The sequence below is a fragment of the Burkholderia cepacia ATCC 25416 genome, from assembly GCF_001411495.1.
Taxonomy (GTDB): Bacteria; Pseudomonadota; Gammaproteobacteria; order Burkholderiales; family Burkholderiaceae; genus Burkholderia; species Burkholderia cepacia.
In genome coordinates, this window is record NZ_CP012982.1 from 397,834 (window position 1) to 416,943 (window position 19,110).

Genomic DNA, 19,110 nt, shown 5'->3' on the forward strand with positions numbered 1-19,110 from the left:
ACGTTTACCGGTCGACGTGCGGGCCTGTCTCGTCGCCGAGACTAAGCTTGCCGGGGTTGAGGATGTGCTTCGGATCGAGCGCGCGCTTCACCGCCTGCAGCACCGGAAACGCCGTGCCCAGTGAATCACGCATGTACGGCGAACGCAGCAGCCCGACGCCGTGGTGATGACTCAACGTCGCATTGTATTGGATCAGCACCGCGTTCGCTGCGTCCCAGGCGGCACGGTACCACGCGCCCCGTTCGGCCACCGCGACATCGCCGCGCAGCGAGAAATACAGACACGCTCCGTCCGCATACGCATGCGACTGGTGCGCCGAGCCGGCCAGCGTGCCCGGCACGGCCTGCAGCGCGGCCACCACGTCGCGGTAGATCGCCGCGAGATCGCGCCAGCGGCCGCACATCTCCAGCGTATCGGCGACGAAGCCCGGGCTGCGCTTGAAGCCTTCCGCGCTCTTGCCGGTCAGGTAGCGCGTGTCGAGCCACTTCTCGAAGATCGCGTCGCCGTCGAGCTTGCGCCCGCCTTCCTCACCGACGCGTGCGCCGATCGCCATCACCGCGTCGACCATCTCGCGCGCGCCTTCGTCGGCGATCAGCAGCACGTTCGTGTCGGGCAGACCGAACTGCACGCCGCTCTCGAGTTCGTCGTAGAGCCGCAGTGCCGCCGGGTTCGCGCCGCGCTGCAGGATCTCACGGCACGCGTCAAGGCCGGCCGCGAACGTGTCGAAACCGTACGCGATCGCGCGGCCGTAATCGGGCAGCCGGTGCAGCTTAAGGCGCGCGCGCACGATGATGCCGAGCGTCCCTTCGCTGCCGACGAACAACTGCTGCAGATCGGGGCCGACCGCCGCGCGGGAATACCCGCCGAGCGTCACTAGGCTGCCATCCGCGAGCACCACGTCGATCCCGAACACCATGTCCTCGATCTTGCCGTAGCGCGTCGACAGTTGCCCCGCGCCGCGGCAGGCGATCCAGCCACCGACGGTGCTGATCCCGAACGACGACGGCCAGTGCCCCATCGTCAGCCCGTGCTCGCGCTGCAGCGTTTCCTCGAACACGTCGCCGAACATCCCGGCTTCGACGTCGACGATCTGGCTCTCGGTATCGACACCGATCAACCGGTTCAGCCCGCACACGTCGAGCACGATGCCGCCGCGCACGGGCAGCGCCGCGCCCGTCACGTTGCTGCGACCGGCCGACGCCGTCACCGGAATCGTCGCCGCGTGCGCGATGCGCATCACGGCCTGCACCTGCTCGACCGTCGACACGCGCACGATGACCGCATGCGGCGTCGCGGGCCGGCCGCCCGTCTCGGCGACCATCGACGCGGCCCACCAGTCGCGCGTCCAAGCGACGACGTCGGCTGGCTGCGTGAGCACTTCATCGGCCACCGCGCGCAACGCGTCGACTTGCTGCGGCGATACCACGACCGGCGCGCGCTGCATGCCCGCTTCGGCGAACGTGCTGCCCGCCGTCTGCAGGTTCAGCGAATAAGGCGGCGGCGTATGCGCACCGACGACGTAATTGCCGCGGTTGTAGCCGCGCTTGATGGCTTCCTTGCTGATCATCCGTTTTCTCCCATGAGGATGGCTTTTTCGAGTGCGACGGCGGCGACGTAGTCGCTCACCTGGCTGGCGACGGCCGCATCGGACAAGCCGAGCTCCGCCTTGAGAATGGCGCCGACACGCGGTGCCGCGCGCGCCGATGCGTCGCGCGCCATCAATCGGGCGCGCGTGCGGCGCGACAGCACGTCGTCGACGCTGCGCGCGAATTCGTGACGTACCGCATAGAGCACTTCCGCTTCGCTGTATGGCAGCCCCTCGACGATCGGCGCGAGCAGCGACGGCGTTTCGTCTGCGAGATCGCCGACGAAACGCGCCTCGGTGCCGTAGCGTTCGCCAAGATGCGCGGCGAGTCCGCCCGACGCGACGATCGCCTGCGGGTCGTAGCCGGCCGCGCCGAGCAGGTAAGCCGATTTGGTGCGGCAGCGCGTGCGGCGCCCGAGCAACCTGCCGACCGTATCGATCGTCTGCTCGGCCATGTGCCGCGACGTCGTCAGCTTGCCCCCGACGATCGTCACGAGCCCGTCCGGCGCGACATGGATCTCGTGGTTGCGCTTCATCTCGATCGTCTTGCCGCCCGGCGGCCCGACGAGCGGCCGGCATCCGGCGATGCTGCCGACCACGTCGTCCGCGCTCAGGTCGGCCTTCAGCGCGGAGCGTGCGCCTTCGAGCAGGAAATCGAGCTCCTTGCGCGTGCAGTGCACGTCGTCGAGATCGCCGTCGTAGTCCTCGTCGGTCGTGCCGAGATACGACACGTTGCCCCAGCGCGTGATCGTCGCGCGGCGGTTGCGGCCCGGCACGGGGATCGTCACCGTGCAGTCGTTGCGGATCTTCAGCCACGGGATCGCGACGTGCACCCCCTTCGCGGGCCGCACCTGCAGCGCGGACGTGTCGCCCTTGCGGGCGCCGGTCCAGTCGCGCAGCCATACGCCCGTTGCCATCACGACCACGCGCGCGCGCACGCGCCGCTCGCGGCCGTCGGCATGCACGATCGCGCCATCGACCTTGCCGTGGCCGTCGCGTGTCAGCTCGACCACGCGGGCGTGGTTCGCCACCGCCGCGCCGTGGAACGCGGCCGTGCGCACGAGGTTCAACGTCAGGCGCGCATCGTCGACGCGCGCGTCGAAATACATGAAGCCGCCCGTCAGGTACGTTTCGTTGAAGGTCGGGCAATGCGACAGCACCTCGGCCTTCGTCAGCTTCTGATGCAGGATGCCCTCGCGCCAGCCGCCGGCGATGTCGTAGGTCCACAGCAGGCTTTCGAAAGCTTTCGCGAGACGCTTGTCAAATACGCCTTCGCGCTCCATCACCGGGAACAGGAACGGCAACCGCTGCACCAGATGGCGCGCGTTGCGCCGCAATCGCTGCCGTTCGAGGAGTGAATGGCGCACAAGCCCGAGATTGCCCTGTTCGATATAGCGCAACCCGCCGTGTACCATCTTCGACGATTTCGACGACGTGCCCGACGCGAAATCGCTCTTCTCGACGAGCGCGACGCGCAGCCCGCGCAGGCTCGCATCGAACGCCGCGTACGCGCCCGTCACGCCGCCGCCGACAATCAGCACGTCGAACGCGTCCGTCTCGAGTCGCGCCAGGTGCTCGTCGCGATTCACGCGCAACGGCTCGGTGCCGGTCATGCCGGCACGATCCGTCTTCGGTTTTCTGGATGGCAAAAACATCATGCTGGTCGTTCTCCGTGCTTACGCGTGAGCGAAATCGGTTGCGTGCGCGAGCTCGGACGCGATTCGCGCGTGCCACGCCGCGCGCCGGCGCTGCCGGCGGTCTGCGTCGGTCGAGGGTTCGAATACGGCGTCGGTGACGAGCGTCGCGCAGGCCGCGTCGAGCGATTCCCACAGCAGCCCCGATGCGCCCGCGAGAAACGCCGCGCCGCGCAGGCTCGCGCAATCGCCTTCGCGCATCCGGCGCACCGGCACGCCGCTCACGTCGGCCTGGATCTGGAGCAGCGTGTCGCTGCCTGCCAGCCCGCCGCCGACGATCAGCTCCGATACGTCGGCCCGCGCGACGGCCTGGTTGGCCTCCATGCACGATGCGACCGAATGCGCGATGCCTTCGAGCACCGCGTACGCGACTTCGGCCTGTGTCGTCGCGATCGAGATGCCCGACAGCAACGCGCGTGCATTCGGCTCCATCCTCGGCACGCGCAGGCCCGTGAGCGCCGGGATGAAGGTCACGCCGCGCGACGACCGCACAGTGGCCGCCAGCGCGCTGATCTGCGCGGGATCGTCGAACCAGCGCAGCTTTTCGCAGACCCAGCGCAGTGCCGAACCCGTCGTCGCAACGAAGGTTTCGAGCGAGTAATGCGATACGCCGTCGTGCCGCCGTGCGGTCATCGCAAGCGTGCCGTCGTGCGCGTGACCGGGTTGCACGTGCGAGCCGGTGTCCGGACGCGCCGTGCCGGTCAGCAGGTCGACGAAGCTGCCGGTGCCGTGCACGCACATCGCCTGGCCGCGCTCGACGCAGCCAAGCCCGACCGCACCCGCGAACTGGTCGCCTGCGCACGCGAGGATCGGCACGTCGATGCCGAGCACGTCCCGGCGCGTGCGGCCGAACGTATCAGCGTCTTCGCGCAACACGGGCAGCAGTTCATGCGGAAAGCCCAGCGCGTCGAGCCAGGGTTCGAAATAGCGATGCTCGCCGAGCAGATACGCGCTCGCCGAGGTCGCATGGGTCGGTGTCGTCACGCATTCGCCCGCATCGGACAGATGCCACATCAGCCACGTGTCGATCGTGCCGAATGCGAGGCATCCTGCGCGATGGGCGTCGGTGACCGCCTGCGACGTGCGCATCTGGTGCGCGGCCCACAAGTACGGCGAACGCACGCCCGCCGGCCGGCCGACCTGCGGCACGAGCAAGCGGTCCCAGTCGGCGGCGAGACGGTCGAGCTCGGCTGCATGCCGCGTGTCCTGCCAGACCATCGCGGGCACGAGCGCGCGCCCGGTCCGCGTGTCCCACAGCACGGCCGTCGCGCGCTGCGTCGCAAGCGCCAGCGCGACGATGCGTACACGCTCTGCTCGCGCCCGCGCAAGCGTCGCGCGGCAGACCGCGAGCGTCTTGTCGAGGATCACGTTCGCGTCCTGTTCGACGACGCCCGGCCGCGGGCTCTCGACCGACAGCGGCAGGTATTCGAGGCACGATACGTGCCCGCTCGCGTCGACGATCGCGGCGCGCGTGCCGGAGGTGCCTTCGTCGATGGCAAGAATGGCGTTTCGGGAATCGGTCATCGCTGCGTTTTCTCGATGGCGGGGTTCAGGAAGGCCGACGTTGCGCGTGCGTCGCCGCCGAAGTGCGGCGCGTCGGGTTCGTTGTCGGGATTGATCGTCGTGCGCGTCGGGTCCCAGCGGATCGCGAAGCAGATTACGCTTGCGACGCACGGCACCATCGCGAGGATCAGGAACGTATGTTCGAGGCCGTAGCGCGCGCGAAACAGCGGAAAGACCAGCAGGCCCAACGCCGCGCCGATCGAGCCGAGCGCGCCGACGATGCCGTTTGCGCCTGCGCGCAACTCGCCGCGAAACGACAACGACGACAGGCTCTTTCCGTTCGCGCCGGGGCCGGCCGAGTGGAACAGGATGAACAGCGACGGCACGACGACCGACAGCCACAGCGGCATGCGCGCATGAAACATCCCGAGCACGACCAGCATCGCGCAGACCGCCGCGAACCCGATCGCCGATGCGCGACGCAGGCCGACACGGCGGCCGACCGCCGACGACGAGAAGCCGCCGACGATCCCGAACAGGTTGAACACCAGCGCGCCGAGTGTCGCGTAGACGAAATCGGTACCGAACAATGCGGCGCTGATCAGCGGCAGATACCAGCCGATCGCGAAGTATTCGATCGACTGGCCGATCTGCACGGTCGCGGCAAGGATCGTGCGCGGCAGGTAGACACCGCGAAAGATCAGCAGCACGTTCGCGAAGCCGCGCGTGGCCGGATTCACGACGGGCGTGCGTTCATGCACGGGCGCGGCGGCGAATGCGTGCCCGTAGATGCGCGTCATCGCACGCGCCGCGTCGTCGAGACGCTCCTTGCGCGCGAGCCAGATCGGGCTTTCGACGAGGAATGCGCATTGCAGCGCGAGGATTGCGACGCCGAACACGGCGGTAGCCGCCACCGAGTAGCGCCAGATCGAATCGCCGACCTGCCATGCATGAAACAACAGCGCGAGCAGCAGGTTCAGGCAGACGGCCGTGTACCACATGCCCTGCCAGGTATTGAGCCGGCTCTTCAGGCGGCCCGGCGTGAACTCCGCGAGCATCGCCATCGCGATCGCGAAGTCGATTCCGTATGCCATCCCGACGAAGAAGCGGCCGGCGAGAATCGTATTGAAATCCGGCGCGAATACGACCAGCAGCGCGCCGATCACCGACAGCAGTTTCGCCGCGATCAGCGGCCGCACGCGCCCCCAGCGGTCGGCCATCCAACCGCCGATCGGGTTGAACGCGATCGCGACCCACGACGCGAAGGACGTCATCCACGCGACCTGCGCGGCCGACAGATGCAATTCGCGCGTCATCGGCCCGAGGCCGACGCTCAATGCCGAGTTGGAAAATGCGTCGAGAAACAGCCCGCCGAGCGACAGCCACCAGACGAGCCCCGCCCTGCCCGCGATGCCGGGGCGAGTGTCGAGAAAGGAGATGACGTCTTCAATGCCATGAAGCTTGACCGCGATCGTTTGCACAATCGGCCTCCGTATATTTGTTCTGTAAGAGGCTCGACATTGCAGATGCGATCGACGCATGGAGAGACCATCTTACAGATAGTCTCTTATCTAGATCTGCCTGCGCAATTTACGGCGGGCTACGCGCCTGTGTCAAGCGCGACCGGTTGTGCGATGCAGCGAGCGGCGTGTCGTCGCCTTTTCCAAATCGTTGCGAACACAACTTATGCCACGGGCATGACGCCGGGCACGGCGATCCTTTGCAACGCGGCTTCACCACGGCACCGTCCGCCCCAGATAGTCGAGATACTCGAGCCCCGGGCGCGCCCGCTTGGCGACCAGCACGTCGACGAGGCTCGGCACGCTTTCCTCGATCGTCAGGCGCGCATCCGGCCCGCCCAGCTCCGTGCGGACCCAGCCGGGTGCCATCAGCACCATCGCACGCCGCGTATCGGCCTGGCGCGCCGCGAAGCTGCGCATGAACTGGTTCAGCGCGGCCTTGCTGCCGCGATAGACCTCGCGCATCCCGCTGACGTTGTTCGCGACGCTGCCCTGCCCCGACGACATCGCACCGATCAGGCCGCCCGCGGTCACGCGATCCTGCAGCGTCTCGATCACGCGCATCGGCGCCAACGCATTCGTGACCATCACGCGCACGAATTCGTCGGTCGTCACTTCGCCGATCGTTTCGGTCGGCTCGTTCGTCGTTCCCGCATTCACGAACAGCATGTCGAAGCGCCGGCCCGACAGCCGCTCGCGCAGCGCCGCCAGTTGCGCCGGCTCGCAGATGTCGAGCGTCTCGATGTCGAGCCGGCCGTCAAACCGGTCGGCGAGGTCGTGCAGCCGCGTGCGCCCCGATCCTTCCCGTACGGTGCCCGTGACGCTCCAGCCCTTGCTCAGGAATTGCTCCGCCATCGCGAGCCCGAGGCCGCGCGAGGCCGCGACGAGCAGGATCGTCGGTGCGTTTTTACTCGATACAGTCGATTGCATGGTGTCCGCCTTTGCCGGGTTGCGTCATGCAGCCACTATAGGTGCGCGTCCAGACAGGCGCCAGACGCATCCGACTCAAACCATAGTTGCATCGAACGCCATGTCATATCGTGCCGTGGCGTATCCTGTCGCCATGGAAGACATCGACCTGAACCTCGTCACCGCGCTCGACGTGCTGCTGTCGGAAGGCAGCGTGACCGGCGCCGCGCGCCGGCTCGGCCTGAGCACGTCCGCGATGAGCCGCACGCTCACGCGGCTGCGGGTGTCCACCGGCGATCAGCTGCTCGTGCGCGCCGGGCGCAAGCTCGTGCCGACGCCGCACGCAGCCGCGTTGCGCGACCGCGTGCACGCGATCGCAACCGATGCGCGCGCGGTGCTGCGGCCGGCAACGGCCGACGTGGATCTGGCGACGCACGCGTCCACGTTCACCATCCGCGCGGCCGCATCGTTCATGGAAATGCTGTCCGGCCCGGTGGTCGCCGCACTCGGCGAAATCGCGCCGCAGGTGCGCGTCCGCTTCGTCCCGAAGCCCGACCGCGATCCGCAAGCGCTGCGCGACGGCGCCGTCGATCTGGAAATCGGCAAACGCGGCGACGATGCCCCCGAACTGCACACACGCATGCTGTTCCGCGACTGGCACGTCGCGGTGGCACGCGCCGGGCATCCGCTGTTCGCATCGGGCAGGATCACACCCGCGCGCTATGCGGCCTGCCGTCACGTGATCGCGTCGCAGCTCGGCGATTTCGGCGGGCCGGCCGACGACCCGACCGACGGGGCCGGCCAGGGCGACGCCGTGCGCGTCGTCGTACCGGGCTACCCGGATGCGATGCGTGTCGCGGCCAGCACCGACCTGATCGCGCTCGTGCCGCGCTCGAGCCTCGGCAACGCATTCTCGCCGGGGCTCACGGACGCCCTCGGGCTGCGCAGCTTCGAGATCCCGGTGCGCCTGCCCGGGATCCTCGTTTCCGCGCTGTGGCATCCGCGCATGCACGGCGACCCCGTGCATCGCAGCCTGCGCGATGCGGTCATCGCCGTCTGCCAGCGCGCGTATCCGGATACCCGCACACCCCACACATCACGCCCGCCGGCGCGCCGCACCGGCCCGCGCGCCGCAGGCTGACACGCGGCTCAGACCAGCCGGCCGCCGCCGTCGATGTGCAGGATCTCGCCGTTCATGAAGCCGTTGCCCAGCAGGAACGCGATCGCCTCCCCCACTTCATCGGCGCGCCCGACCCGGCCGCCGGGCAAAGCCGACGCCGCACCCACGAGAATCGTGTCGCGCGCTTCCGCGCCGAACGCGTCGTACAGCGGTGTCTCGACGAATCCGGGCGCGACGACGTTCACGCGAATCGGCTTCAGTTCCAGCGCGAGCGACTGCGCCAGCGCCTCGACGCCGCGCACGGCGGCGGCTATGACGGACGTGCCGTGCGCGGCCGGACGATCCGACAGTTGCCCGCCGGTCAGCACGATCGAGCCGGTCGCCGGCATCAGCGGCAACGCGGCCCGGATCGCATAGACCGGCCCGGCGATACGTTCCTGCAGCGCGGCGAGCAGCTGATCGGGATCGGTCTCGTTCAGCTTGCCCGCAATGAACCGGCCGGCCGTGACGACCAGGTGATCGACGCGCGTGAGCGAGTCGAATACGGCCTGCACCGCCTGCCGGTCCGCGATGTCGGCCACTGCGATGCGCGCGCCGCCGATCGCTTGCGCGGCGGCCTCGAGCTTCGCGCGGGTCCGGCCGACCAACGTGACGCCCGCGCCTTTTGCCTTCGCGGCGGCCGCGGCCTCGAGACCGATTCCGGAGCTTCCGCCGAATACCACGACGTGCGCACCGTCCAGTGCCGAAGATTGCGTTGCCTCGTTCATGTCGACTCCTCGTCAGGGATTGAAGGTTCGCGAACGTTAGGTCATTCTCCATTGCGCAGGAACGTGGGAGACTTGAATAAGGTTCATTCCCCGAAGGAATAAGATGGAATCGCTGCGATCCATGCGCGTGTTCGTCCGCGCCATCGAGCTCGGCAATTTCTCGGCGGTCGCGCGCGAGGAAGGCACCGGCCAGCCGACGATCAGCAAGATCGTCGCCGCGTTCGAAAAGGAACTGGGCGTCCGCCTGCTCGAACGCTCGACCACGAGCCTCGCGCCCACCGACGAAGGCCGCCGGTTCTACGATCGCTGCAAGCGCGTGATCGACGAATACGCGAGCGCGGTGGCCGAGGTGCGCGGGCAAACGGTGCGGCCGGTCGGCAAGCTGGTCGTCAATGCGCCGATGGGGCTGGGCGAGCTGAGGCTGAACGCGCTCGTGCTCGAATTCCTCGCCGCATGGCCGGAGATCGAGGTCGAGCTGCAATTGACCGACCGTGTGATCGACCTGGTCGAAGAAGGCGTCGACGTCGCCATCCGCCTCGGCCATCTGCTGCCGCCGGATGCCGTGGCGCGCCCCATCGCGTCGTCGCCCCGCCTGCTGGTCGCCACGCCGAAGTACGTCGCGCAGGCACCGAGGCTCCGCCGGCCGGAAGACCTGGCGCGGCACGAGTACGTCAGCTACGCACGCGCGGACATCGGCAACGAACTGGCATTCGCCCGCGGCGACGAGCAGGTCGCCGTTCCGGTGCGCGGCCGGTATCGCGTGAACAGCTCGATGGCGCTGCGGGAATGCTTTCTCGCCGGGAACGCAGTGGGCAGCGGGCCGGCGTGGCTGGTTCAGGACCTGATCGACAGCGGGCAGCTCGTCCGGTTGCTGCCGAAGTGGGACATGGTGCCGCCGCATGCGCTGCACCTCGTGTATGCGTCGCGCCGGTATCTGCCGCTCAGGACCCGCACGTTCCTGCAGTTCATGGAGCAGCGGATTCCCGGGCTGCCCGGGTTCCATCCGACGACCGCCGCGACCGCCAACCCGGCCGCGCGCGCATCGCGGCAGCCCCGCTGACCGGCGGGCGTCGCGATCACGGCCGGCCCGGGCGCCGATCCGCCACCGTTTTCCCGATCCGCCGAATTCCCGCTATTGCGGCGCCCCCGGCGGCGGCGGCAGGCCGTTCGGCTAAAATGCCGCACTTTCCACCTTGTCCGGCCCGCTCGCCATGCAACCCGCCTCCTCCGCCCAACCCGCCGCCCATGGCGCCGACGCCGCAGATGCGGCCCGCGACCTCGTCTACGGCCCGAACGACCGGCCGGCGCCGATGGTCGCCTTCGTCGCAGCGCTGCAGCACCTGCTGGCGATCATCGTGCCGATCGTCACGCCCGGCCTGCTGATCTGCCAGGCGCTCGGCGTGTCCAGCCGCGATACGACCCTCATCGTGTCGATGTCGCTGGTGATTTCCGGCATCGCCACCTTCGTCCAGTGCAAGCGCTTCGGCCCGCTGGGCGCCGGCCTGCTGATCGTCCAGGGCACGAGCTTCAACTTCGTCGGCCCGCTGATCGCCGGCGGCAGCCTGATGGTCAAGCAAGGCACGCCGGTCGAAACCGTGATGGCCGCGATCTTCGGCGTCGTGATTGCGGGGTCGTTCGTCGAAATGGGCGTGTCGCGCATCCTGCCGTTCGTGAAGCGCCTGATCACGCCGCTCGTCACCGGCATCGTCGTGCTGCTGATCGGCCTCACGCTGATCAAGGTCGGCCTCATCAGCATGGGCGGGGGCTTCGGCGCGATGGCCAACGGCACCTTCGCGAGCGCGGAGAACCTGACGCTCTCGGGCCTCGTGCTCGGCACGATCATCCTGCTGAACCGCGTGCCGATCGTGTGGGTGCGCAGCACCGCGCTGGTCATCGCGCTCGTCATCGGTTATCTCGCGGCCGCATTCCTCGGCCGCCTCGACTTCACCGGCATGCACCAGGCCGCGCTGTTCCAGGTCCCGACGCCGCTGCACTTCGGCATCGGCTTCTCGTGGTCGCTGTTCGTGCCGATGCTGATCATCTACCTCGTCACGTCGCTCGAAGCGATCGGCGACGTCACGGCCACCAGCAAGATCTCGAACGAGCCGGTCGAAGGCCCGGTGTGGATGCAGCGGATCAAGGGCGGCGTGCTCGTCAACGGCGCGAACTCGCTGCTGGCCGGTGTGTTCAACACGTTCCCGAGCTCGGTGTTCGCGCAGAACAACGGCGTGATCCAGATCACCGGCGTCGCCAGCCGCCACGTCGGCATCTGGATCGCGGGGATGCTCGTGGTGCTCGGCCTGTTCCCGGTCGTCGCCGGCGTGCTGCAGGCCGTGCCGGAACCCGTGCTCGGCGGCGCGGCGATGGTGATGTTCGGCGCGGTGGCCGCATCGGGCATCAACATCCTCGCGGGCGTCCAGCTCGATCGCCGCGCGCTGCTGATCATCGCGGTGTCGCTTGCGCTCGGCCTCGGCGTGTCGCAGGTGCCGGACATCCTCAACAGCCTGCCGCACGCGCTGAAGAACGTGCTGGAATCGGGCGTGGCGACGGGCGGCATCTGCGCGCTCGTAATGAACTGGTTCCTGCCGGAGAAGAAGTAAGCGGATGATCCGCACGATGCGCGGTGCGCCTGACGGGCCGCACCGCGCGTCGTGCCGGCCGGCGCCCGCGGCTCTCGTTGCGGGCAACGCGATCGGCGTATCGCCAACCGGCCGATTCCGCTCGCGCCACCCGTTGCCCTGATTCCACTCGGCGCCGCGTCACACCTGGAACCGCCCGTCCGCTATCGCCGGCATCACCGGTTCCCGTACGAACGCGGCATCGGACAATTGCAGCAGCGTACGCACGACAGCCACCACGTCGTGAACCGGCACCAGCCCGCCATCGCAAGGGCGTCCGGCGCGGCACAAGCCACACGTCACACGCCACGAGACGCGCACGCCGAACTGCGCTTTCGACGTGCCCCGGGGTTATCGACCCCGTGTCGGCGGCGATCAAAGGTCAAACCCGGTCATGCCGCCTTGGCCGATCGATTTGTGCTGGTTAGAATCACGACATGCCCCGAGCTCCCGCCCCCAACAACACCCCCGAGACGCCCGCCGTCCCCGTCAAGGAACGCGCGACCGTCGTCTGCTACCGCGGTGAACGAGTCCTGCTCGTCGCCCGCGCGGCGTCGCGCTGGGCCCTTCCCGGCGGCACGATCAAGCGCGGGGAATCGCCGCTCGAAGCCGCGCATCGCGAGTTGTCCGAAGAAACCGGCATAACCGGCCAGACGCTCGTCTATTCGATGCAGTTCACCGGGCTCGCAAAGATCCATCACGTGTTCTTCGCGGAAGTCGGCCCGGACCAGACGCCGCAAGCGAACAACGAGATCGAGAAATGCAAGTGGTTTCCGATCGACGGCGTCGACGGATTGCGCGCAAGCATTCCGACGAAGCGAATCGTCGAACTCGTCCATCAACACGAAATCCGCAAGGCGTAGCGCGCGACGGACGAGCGCATGCCCCGGCCGGCAGCCGGCTCGCGTCGCTGTTCGTGAACCCGCGACGCGCGACCGCTCAGTGCATGCGCTTCCTGCGCAATTCGCGCGTGGAATAGACGACGAGGAAGATGCCCAGCATCGCGGCACCGGACGCCATGAAGTCGTTTGCGCTACCCGAACCGTGCAGGGACGTCGGGAATATGCCGAGACTCAATCCTGCGGCCGCGAGAAGCAATCCTGCAGCCACGCCCCAGATCGGCCCGGCGGTCTTGTCGATGTTATTTTTCATGCAGCACCCGTCTACAGTCATTACCTGAACGGTATCGGCAAAGCACGCCGCGTCTACCTTCAGTGATTCCACTATAGCCCGGAAAAAAATCATTGAAGCTTTAGTGCTTCTACCGATCAAGTTTTATCGATCGCGGCCGCCCAGGCGGGCCGATCGGCAATCCGGCTCGGCCGAGCCGACGCCGGCCACCGAAGAACGCATATGCCGCACGCCCATATGCATTCCACGATCGCTTGTTTTACCGCGCAACGTCGCGGCGCTAAGCTCGGAACCCGCCGTCGACTTCCCAATGGCTTCCCCGCCTTCGCCCACCATGCCGAACTCCGCCGAACAGGCCGCCGACTGGCTGCTCTCCGGACTCGAACTGCGCAGCACGCTGTTTCACGTGGGCCGGTATTGCGGCGTCTATCGCGCATCGACGGCCGGCCATCAGCGCGCGAGCTTCCACCTCGTGCTCGAAGGCGCATGCTGGTTGCACCTGCCCACCCGGAACGGCCGTGCCGCGCAAAGCACGCGCCTCGTCGCCGGCGACGCGGTGTTCCTGATGCACGACATGACGCATTGCCTGACGCCCGACGCGGTTGCGCCGTCCGACGACGAATACACGGTACGGATCGGCACGATGACGCCGCTTGCCGAGCCTGCGTCATCCCCGGGCGACGTCGCGCTGGCATGCGGTTTCTTCGAGTTTCGTTCCGATCTTGGCGACGCGATCGCCGGCCTGATGCCCGATCACCTCCTGGCGCGCCACGACGACGCGAAGCTGGCAGGCGCGCGCACGCTGTTCGACCTGATCCGCACCGAAGCGGCGCGTGCCCAGGATGCACCGTCGCCGCTCGTCAATCGTCTGACGGATGCGCTGTTCTTCTATGCACTGCGTGCCGTCGCGAGCAGCGACGATTTTGCGCCGGGCCTGTGGTCGGTCATGCGGCGTGCCGAATTTACGCCGCTCGTCGGCGCGATCATCGAGAAACCCGGCGACGACTGGACCACGCACACGATGGCCGCGTTTTGCCACATGTCCCGCGCGCGCTTCTGCAAGCAGTTCGCGCAGGCATGCGGACAGCCGCCTGCGCAGTTCCTTGCGCTGCTGCGCATGAAGGTCGCGGCCGAGATGCTGCGGCAGGGGGCATCCACGCTCAGCACGGCCGAGCATGTCGGCTATCAGTCGGAATCCGCCTTTGCGCAGGCATTCAAGCGCGTCACCGGCCTGCCGCCCGGCACCTGCCGCCGCGCCCCGGAGCGCACCGGCGCGACACCCGTGCATTGACGCAAGACAAACGCGCATGAAACAGAGACGGCCGCGCATTGCCGGCTCGACCGGCGCCGCCAACAATGACGGCTTTCCGATCGAGGATGCCATGAGCCGCCTGCCCCTCCAAACCGTCGAAAGCGCGCCCGAAGCCAGCCGCTCGTTTCTCCAGAAGTCGCAAGCCGCCAACGGCTTCCTGCCGAATCTCGTAGCCTCACTCGCCAATGCACCGGTTGCGCTCGAAACGTACCTGACCGTCGGTGAAATCAATTCACGCAGCGGCCTCACGCTGGCCGAGCGCGAAATCGTGCAGATCACCGCCGCCGCCGTTCATGGCTGCGGTTTCTGCGTGGCCGGCCATACGGCCGTCGCGCTGAAGAAGGCGCAATTGCCCGCCGCGCTCGTCGACGAGGTCCGCGCCCAGCGCTCGCTGTCCGACGCGCGCCTCGATGCGGTCGCCACGTTCACGCGCGACGTGATCGCGACGCGCGGCGCCGTGTCCGACGAAGCGCTCGCCGCGTTCAAGGCGGCCGGCTACAGCGATGCCGGCGCGCTTGAAGTGGTACTCGGCGTGAGCCTCGCGACGCTTTGCAACTTCGCGAACAACCTGGCGCGCAACGAACTGAATCCGCAGCTCGAAGCGTATCGCTGGGAGCCGACGGCGCGCGCAGCATGACCGCGCCGGCGAGCTCCGATGCGTTCGACGCATGGCTCGAAGCAAATGCCGACGCGCTCGACGTCGACCCGTCGCGGGCGGCGGACATCCTGCCGCAGCTGGTGCGCTCGCGCACCGTCGCCGTCGGTGTGCCGGAGGCAATGGGCGGCACGGGCGGCACGATCGCGGACGCGATCGACACGGTGGCCGCCGTCGCGCAACGCTCATTGACGGCCGCATTCGTGCTGTGGGGACATCGCACCTTCATCGAATACGTACTGCAGAGCGACAACGACGCGCTGCGTGCGCGCTGGCTGACGCCGCTGCTCGACGGCGAAGTGGCGGGCGCCACCGGTCTTTCGAACGCGATGAAGTATCTGTCCGACATCGAGCCGCTGCAGATGCATGCGGCCCGCAGCGGCAACGCGTTCGTGCTGAACGGCAGACTGCCGTGGATCACGAACCTGCGGCGCGAAGGCTTCATCGCCGCGGCCGCATTCGATCACGACGACGGCACGCCGCCGTCCGTCTTCGCGATTCCGCACGACGCGCGAGGCGTCGAGCGCAGCGACGATCTCGACCTGATCGGCCTGCGCGCAAGCAATACGGCCGCGCTGCGCGTGAGCGATACCGTCCTCGACGAATCGTACCGCCTCGCGGCCGACGCACCGGCCTGGCTCGCGCGCGTGCGCCCGGCGTTTCTCGGCTTGCAATGCGGGATGTCGATCGGGCTGGCGCGGCGCGCGTTGCTGGCCACGCTGGATGCCAGCGAGCCATCGCGCGCGTCGATCGGCGCGGAAATTCGCGAACTCGAAACGACGCTCGCCGATCAGGCCGAGCAGTTGAAGCGCGGTGTGCTCGACGGCACCTTTCTCCACGCGCCTGCCGCGATGTTCGAACTGCGCATCGCGCTCGTCGAGACCGTCTCGCAGGCGGTCTCGCTCGAAGTGCAAGCGACCGGAGGGCGCGGCTATCTGCGCGGCCAGAGCGGCAGCGCGCGGCGCGTGCGCGAAGCGTCGTTCATCCCGATCGTGACGCCGAGCCTCGTGCAGTTGAAATCGCAGCTCGCGCGGCATCGACGGGCGGCGGCAGCATGACGCAAGGCGCGCACATCGTCGCGAACGGCGTCACGTTGCGGTACGGATCGCGCAGCGTGCTGAACGGCGTCGATCTGTCGGTTGCGCCCGGCGAACTCGTTGCGCTGCTCGGGCCGAGCGGTTGCGGGAAGTCGTCGCTGTTGCGGGCCATCGCCGGCCTGACGCGAACCGCATCCGGCACGATTCGCGTCGATGGCGAGCCCGTCGACGGCCCGCGCCCGGAGGTCGCCCTCGCGTTTCAGGACCCGTGCCTGTTGCCGTGGCTCACGGTCGAGCGGAACGTGGGGTTCGGGCTGACCTTCGCGCGTCAACCGCACCTGACACGTGCAGACCGCAAGGAACGCGTGACGAACGCATTGGCCGCCGTCGGGCTCGACCATGCACGGCACGCGCTGCCGTCGCAGTTGTCGGGCGGCATGGCACAGCGCGCGGCGCTGGCGCGCTGCCTGGCGCGGGCGCCGCGCGCGCTGCTGCTCGACGAACCGTTCGGCGCGCTCGACGAAGTGACCCGCGCCGACATGCAGCAGCTCCTGATTGCCGCGGTGCGCAACACCGGCGCGTCTGCGCTTCTCGTCACGCACGATATCGACGAAGCGCTGCTCGTCGCCGATCGGATCGTGCTGCTCGGCAAGCGCGGCACGCTGGTCGGACGCTGGACCGTCGAACTGCCGCAGCCGCGGCACACGCAAGTGCGCTCGCTCGGCGAGCTGCGCATCTCCATTCTCCAGGCGCTGCAGAACTCGATTTCAGCAGCCGCCTGAATCCGGCCGATACCCGCGGGGAATCCTCATGTGCAATGTACCGATGTCACGACGCGAATGGCTGAAGCTCGCGTCGCTCTTTACCGTCGCGGGCGCGGCGCCGCTGCTGAAAGCATCCGACGCGCGCGCGGCAGCCGATCCGAATGCGCCCGTGCGCATCGGTTACCTGCCGATCACCGATGCGGCGCCGCTGCTCGTCGCACACAACAACGGCTACTTCGACGCGGCCGGCATCCAGGCGGAGAAGCCGACGCTGCTGCGAAGCTGGGCGCAGCTGGTCGAGGCGTTTCTGTCGGGACAGGTCAACGTCGTGCATCTGCTGTCGCCGATGACCGTGTGGGCGCGCTACGGCAGCAAGGCGCCCGCCAAGGTCGTCGCATGGAATCACGTGAACGGCTCTGCGCTGACGGTTGCGCCCGACGTCAACACCGTGGCGGACCTCGGTGGCAAGACGGTTGCGGTGCCGTTCTGGTATTCGGTGCATAACGTCGTGCTGCAGGACCTGCTGCGCGCGCAGGGTCTCGCACCCGTGCTCAAGCAGTCGGGGCAGCCGGGGCCGAAGGAAGTCAACCTGGTCGTGATGGCGCCGTCCGACATGCCGCCCGCGCTGGCGTCGAAAAAGATCGCCGGATATATCGTCGCCGAGCCGTTCAATGCGGCCGCCGAGCAGTTGAACGTCGGCAAGATTCTCCGCTTCACCGGCGACGTCTGGCGCAACCACGCGTGCTGCGTGATCTTCATGCACGAGCAGGACCTGACGCAACGCGCGGCGTGGTCGCAGAAAGTCGTCGATGCGATCGTCAACGCCCAGCTGTGGACGCGCGCCCATCCGCAAGAGGCGGCCAGGCTGCTGTCGAAGGAAGGCCCGAACCGCTACACGCCGCATCCTTCGCAACTGCTCGCACGCGTGCTCGCGCCGCAAGCAGCCGATCAGGGGCGCTATCTCGGCGATCGCGCGATCCAGCACGCGAACTGGGGCGTGAAACGCATCGACTTCCAGCCGTATCCGTACCCGAGCTATACGGAAGAACTCGTGCGCCGGTTGAAGACGACCCAGGTGGAAGGCGCGAGCCAGTTCCTCGCGTCGCTCGATCCGAAGCGGGTCGCCGGCGATCTGGTCGACGACCGGTTCGTGAAGAAGAGCATCGAAGCGCTGGGCGGCTTGTCGGCGTTCGGCCAGGATGGCGGCTATGCACGCAAGGAGACGATCGTTGTCTAGCGTGCTCGCTCGGGAAACGTCGGCGGCGGCGCGGCGTCCGGTGCCCGCGTCCGCGCATTGGCGCAGCATCGTGCTGGGCGGTGCGGGACTGGCGGCCGCCTTGGCGCTGTGGTGGCTCGCCGTCACGCTGCTCGCGGGCCACAACGCGATGGCCGCGCAGTTCGCGCCGCAGCGTGCGTTCGAAGCGCTGCCGTCGCTCGTCACCGAGGATCAGCTACTCGTGCATGCGGCGACCAGCCTCAGGCGCATCGCCGTCGGGCTGGCGTGGGCGCTCGTGGTCGGCGTGCCGTTGGGATTCGCGATCGGCCGTCTGCGCTGGCTCGAACGGACGCTGTCGCCGACGCTGCAGTTTCTTCGCATGATCTCGCCGCTTTCGTGGATGCCGCTTGCGGTGATGTCGCTCGGCGTCGGCGATCGCGCGGTGTATTTCCTGCTCGCTTTCGCCGCGGTGTGGCCGCTGGTGATGAGCACCGCATCGGGTGTCGCGCATCTCGACCGGCGCTGGGTCCAGCTTGGCGAAAGCCTTGCCGCCACGCGCGCGGAAATGCTCTGGCATGTCTACGTGCCGGGCATCGCCGCGCATGTGCTCACCGGCGTGCGCCTCGCGATCGGCATCTTGTGGATCGTGCTGGTCCCGGCGGAAATGCTCGGCGTGAGCGCGGGGCTCGGCTACCTGATTCTCGACACGCGCGACCGGCTCGCGTATTCGGAGCTGACAGCCGTGATCCTCGTGATCGGCGTGCTCGGTTTCCTGCTCGATCTGGCCGCGCGTGCGGTCGCGGCCCGGCTGTCGAGCGATATGGCGGGGGGCGATCGGTAGGTTCCGGTGAGTCGGGGATGCGTTGAATGGCGGAAGGCAGCAGGAGCCGAACCTAGCCGGGAGTGTCTGACACCCCCAACTGGATTTGAAGGCGATTCCACCGGACGCACAATCAGTCGACAGGCTTCGGAGCACTGACCCCATGCGGGTTTTGTCATTCGTCAACGCTGTAAAAGCATACAGTGATCATGCGTGCAAAGGCAGAAAAATCCACACCCGAAATCAGGTTGCCGGTCATGTTCGGTACAGGGATCCAATCCGCGGTACCGTTGGCATTCATCGCCCGCCAGCGCGCTGCCTTCGGAGCCTTCTTTCAGTCGATTTCGTAAGTGTCCATAGGACCTCCAGCATGACCACGGAAGTCTAGCTCTCACTGTTCACGCTCGATAACGCTAACTCCACAACCATCTCGTCAACGGTGAATAGCTGCAGCATCGA

The 19,110-nt window shown here is 67.8% G+C and carries 17 protein-coding genes; 10 read left to right on the plus strand and 7 right to left on the minus strand.

All coding sequences use genetic code 11. The features are described 5' to 3' along the window. Positions 1-4: 4 nt before the first annotated feature. The 5 genes from APZ15_RS19190 to APZ15_RS19210 all read right to left on the minus strand — a co-directional run bounded on the left by APZ15_RS19190 (position 5) and on the right by APZ15_RS19210 (position 7,232). The gene (locus APZ15_RS19190; protein ID WP_027791191.1) at positions 5-1,567 is read right to left on the minus strand and encodes an FAD-binding oxidoreductase; all 1,563 of its coding nucleotides are present in this window, start codon (positions 1,565-1,567) and stop codon (positions 5-7) included. Continuing rightward, a complete protein-coding gene (locus APZ15_RS19195; RefSeq protein WP_027791190.1) occupies positions 1,564-3,243 on the minus strand; it encodes a glycerol-3-phosphate dehydrogenase/oxidase in 1,680 nt (559 codons plus the stop codon). Before APZ15_RS19195 ends, APZ15_RS19190 begins: the two co-directional genes overlap by 4 nt. An 18-nt stretch (positions 3,244-3,261) precedes the next feature. Continuing rightward, a complete protein-coding gene (locus APZ15_RS19200; protein WP_027791189.1) occupies positions 3,262-4,803 on the minus strand; it encodes an FGGY family carbohydrate kinase in 1,542 nt (513 codons plus the stop codon). After that, on the minus strand, positions 4,800-6,263 hold the full coding sequence (locus tag APZ15_RS19205) for an MFS transporter (protein WP_027791188.1): 1,464 nt from the start codon (positions 6,261-6,263) through the stop codon (positions 4,800-4,802). The genes APZ15_RS19200 and APZ15_RS19205 overlap by 4 nt, the downstream gene beginning before the upstream one ends. Positions 6,264-6,515: 252 nt before the next feature. Next, positions 6,516-7,232 carry an SDR family oxidoreductase gene (locus tag APZ15_RS19210; protein WP_027791187.1) on the minus strand — a complete coding sequence of 239 codons (717 nt, stop codon included), beginning with the start codon at positions 7,230-7,232 and terminating at the stop codon, positions 6,516-6,518. A 133-nt stretch (positions 7,233-7,365) separates the two neighbouring features. Between APZ15_RS19210 and APZ15_RS19215 the strand changes: the two genes are divergently transcribed. Then, the gene (locus tag APZ15_RS19215; protein ID WP_027791186.1) at positions 7,366-8,352 is read left to right on the plus strand and encodes a LysR family transcriptional regulator; all 987 of its coding nucleotides are present in this window, start codon (positions 7,366-7,368) and stop codon (positions 8,350-8,352) included. A gap of 8 nt (positions 8,353-8,360) precedes the next feature. Here APZ15_RS19215 and APZ15_RS19220 read toward each other — a convergent pair whose 3' ends face one another. Continuing rightward, complete coding sequence (locus tag APZ15_RS19220; RefSeq protein ID WP_027791185.1) at positions 8,361-9,098, minus strand: SDR family oxidoreductase; 738 nt, start codon at positions 9,096-9,098, stop codon at positions 8,361-8,363. A gap of 103 nt (positions 9,099-9,201) precedes the next feature. Here APZ15_RS19220 and APZ15_RS19225 point away from each other — a divergent pair, with 103 nt between their 5' ends. From APZ15_RS19225 to APZ15_RS19235, 3 genes are all read left to right on the plus strand, one after another. After that, positions 9,202-10,158 carry a LysR family transcriptional regulator gene (locus APZ15_RS19225; RefSeq protein WP_027791184.1) on the plus strand — a complete coding sequence of 319 codons (957 nt, stop codon included), beginning with the start codon at positions 9,202-9,204 and terminating at the stop codon, positions 10,156-10,158. Positions 10,159-10,309: 151 nt separating this feature from the next. Further along, positions 10,310-11,698, plus strand: a complete 1,389-nt coding sequence (locus APZ15_RS19230; RefSeq protein ID WP_027791183.1) for a nucleobase:cation symporter-2 family protein — start codon at positions 10,310-10,312, stop codon at positions 11,696-11,698. A gap of 455 nt (positions 11,699-12,153) precedes the next feature. Then, positions 12,154-12,579, plus strand: coding sequence for an NUDIX hydrolase (locus APZ15_RS19235; RefSeq protein WP_027791182.1), 426 nt, complete (start codon positions 12,154-12,156; stop codon positions 12,577-12,579). Positions 12,580-12,655: 76 nt separating this feature from the next. Here APZ15_RS19235 and APZ15_RS19240 read toward each other — a convergent pair whose 3' ends face one another. Continuing rightward, on the minus strand, positions 12,656-12,868 hold the full coding sequence (locus APZ15_RS19240; RefSeq protein ID WP_027791181.1) for a hypothetical protein: 213 nt from the start codon (positions 12,866-12,868) through the stop codon (positions 12,656-12,658). Between the two features lie 289 nt (positions 12,869-13,157). Here APZ15_RS19240 and APZ15_RS19245 point away from each other — a divergent pair, with 289 nt between their 5' ends. The 6 genes from APZ15_RS19245 to APZ15_RS19270 all read left to right on the plus strand — a co-directional run bounded on the left by APZ15_RS19245 (position 13,158) and on the right by APZ15_RS19270 (position 18,672). Beyond that, on the plus strand, positions 13,158-14,138 hold the full coding sequence (locus tag APZ15_RS19245; RefSeq protein WP_226153228.1) for an AraC family transcriptional regulator: 981 nt from the start codon (positions 13,158-13,160) through the stop codon (positions 14,136-14,138). Between the two features lie 91 nt (positions 14,139-14,229). Continuing rightward, positions 14,230-14,796, plus strand: a complete 567-nt coding sequence (locus APZ15_RS19250) for a carboxymuconolactone decarboxylase family protein (protein WP_027791179.1) — start codon at positions 14,230-14,232, stop codon at positions 14,794-14,796. Next, positions 14,793-15,872, plus strand: coding sequence for an acyl-CoA dehydrogenase family protein (locus tag APZ15_RS19255; protein WP_027791178.1), 1,080 nt, complete (start codon positions 14,793-14,795; stop codon positions 15,870-15,872). Before APZ15_RS19250 ends, APZ15_RS19255 begins: the two co-directional genes overlap by 4 nt. After that, positions 15,869-16,633, plus strand: a complete 765-nt coding sequence (locus APZ15_RS19260; RefSeq protein WP_021162872.1) for an ABC transporter ATP-binding protein — start codon at positions 15,869-15,871, stop codon at positions 16,631-16,633. The genes APZ15_RS19255 and APZ15_RS19260 overlap by 4 nt, the downstream gene beginning before the upstream one ends. A gap of 28 nt (positions 16,634-16,661) precedes the next feature. Next, positions 16,662-17,852 carry an ABC transporter substrate-binding protein gene (locus tag APZ15_RS19265; RefSeq protein ID WP_027791177.1) on the plus strand — a complete coding sequence of 397 codons (1,191 nt, stop codon included), beginning with the start codon at positions 16,662-16,664 and terminating at the stop codon, positions 17,850-17,852. Continuing rightward, positions 17,845-18,672, plus strand: coding sequence for an ABC transporter permease (locus APZ15_RS19270; RefSeq protein WP_370448762.1), 828 nt, complete (start codon positions 17,845-17,847; stop codon positions 18,670-18,672). Before APZ15_RS19265 ends, APZ15_RS19270 begins: the two co-directional genes overlap by 8 nt. The last annotated feature ends 438 nt before the right edge of the window (positions 18,673-19,110 follow it).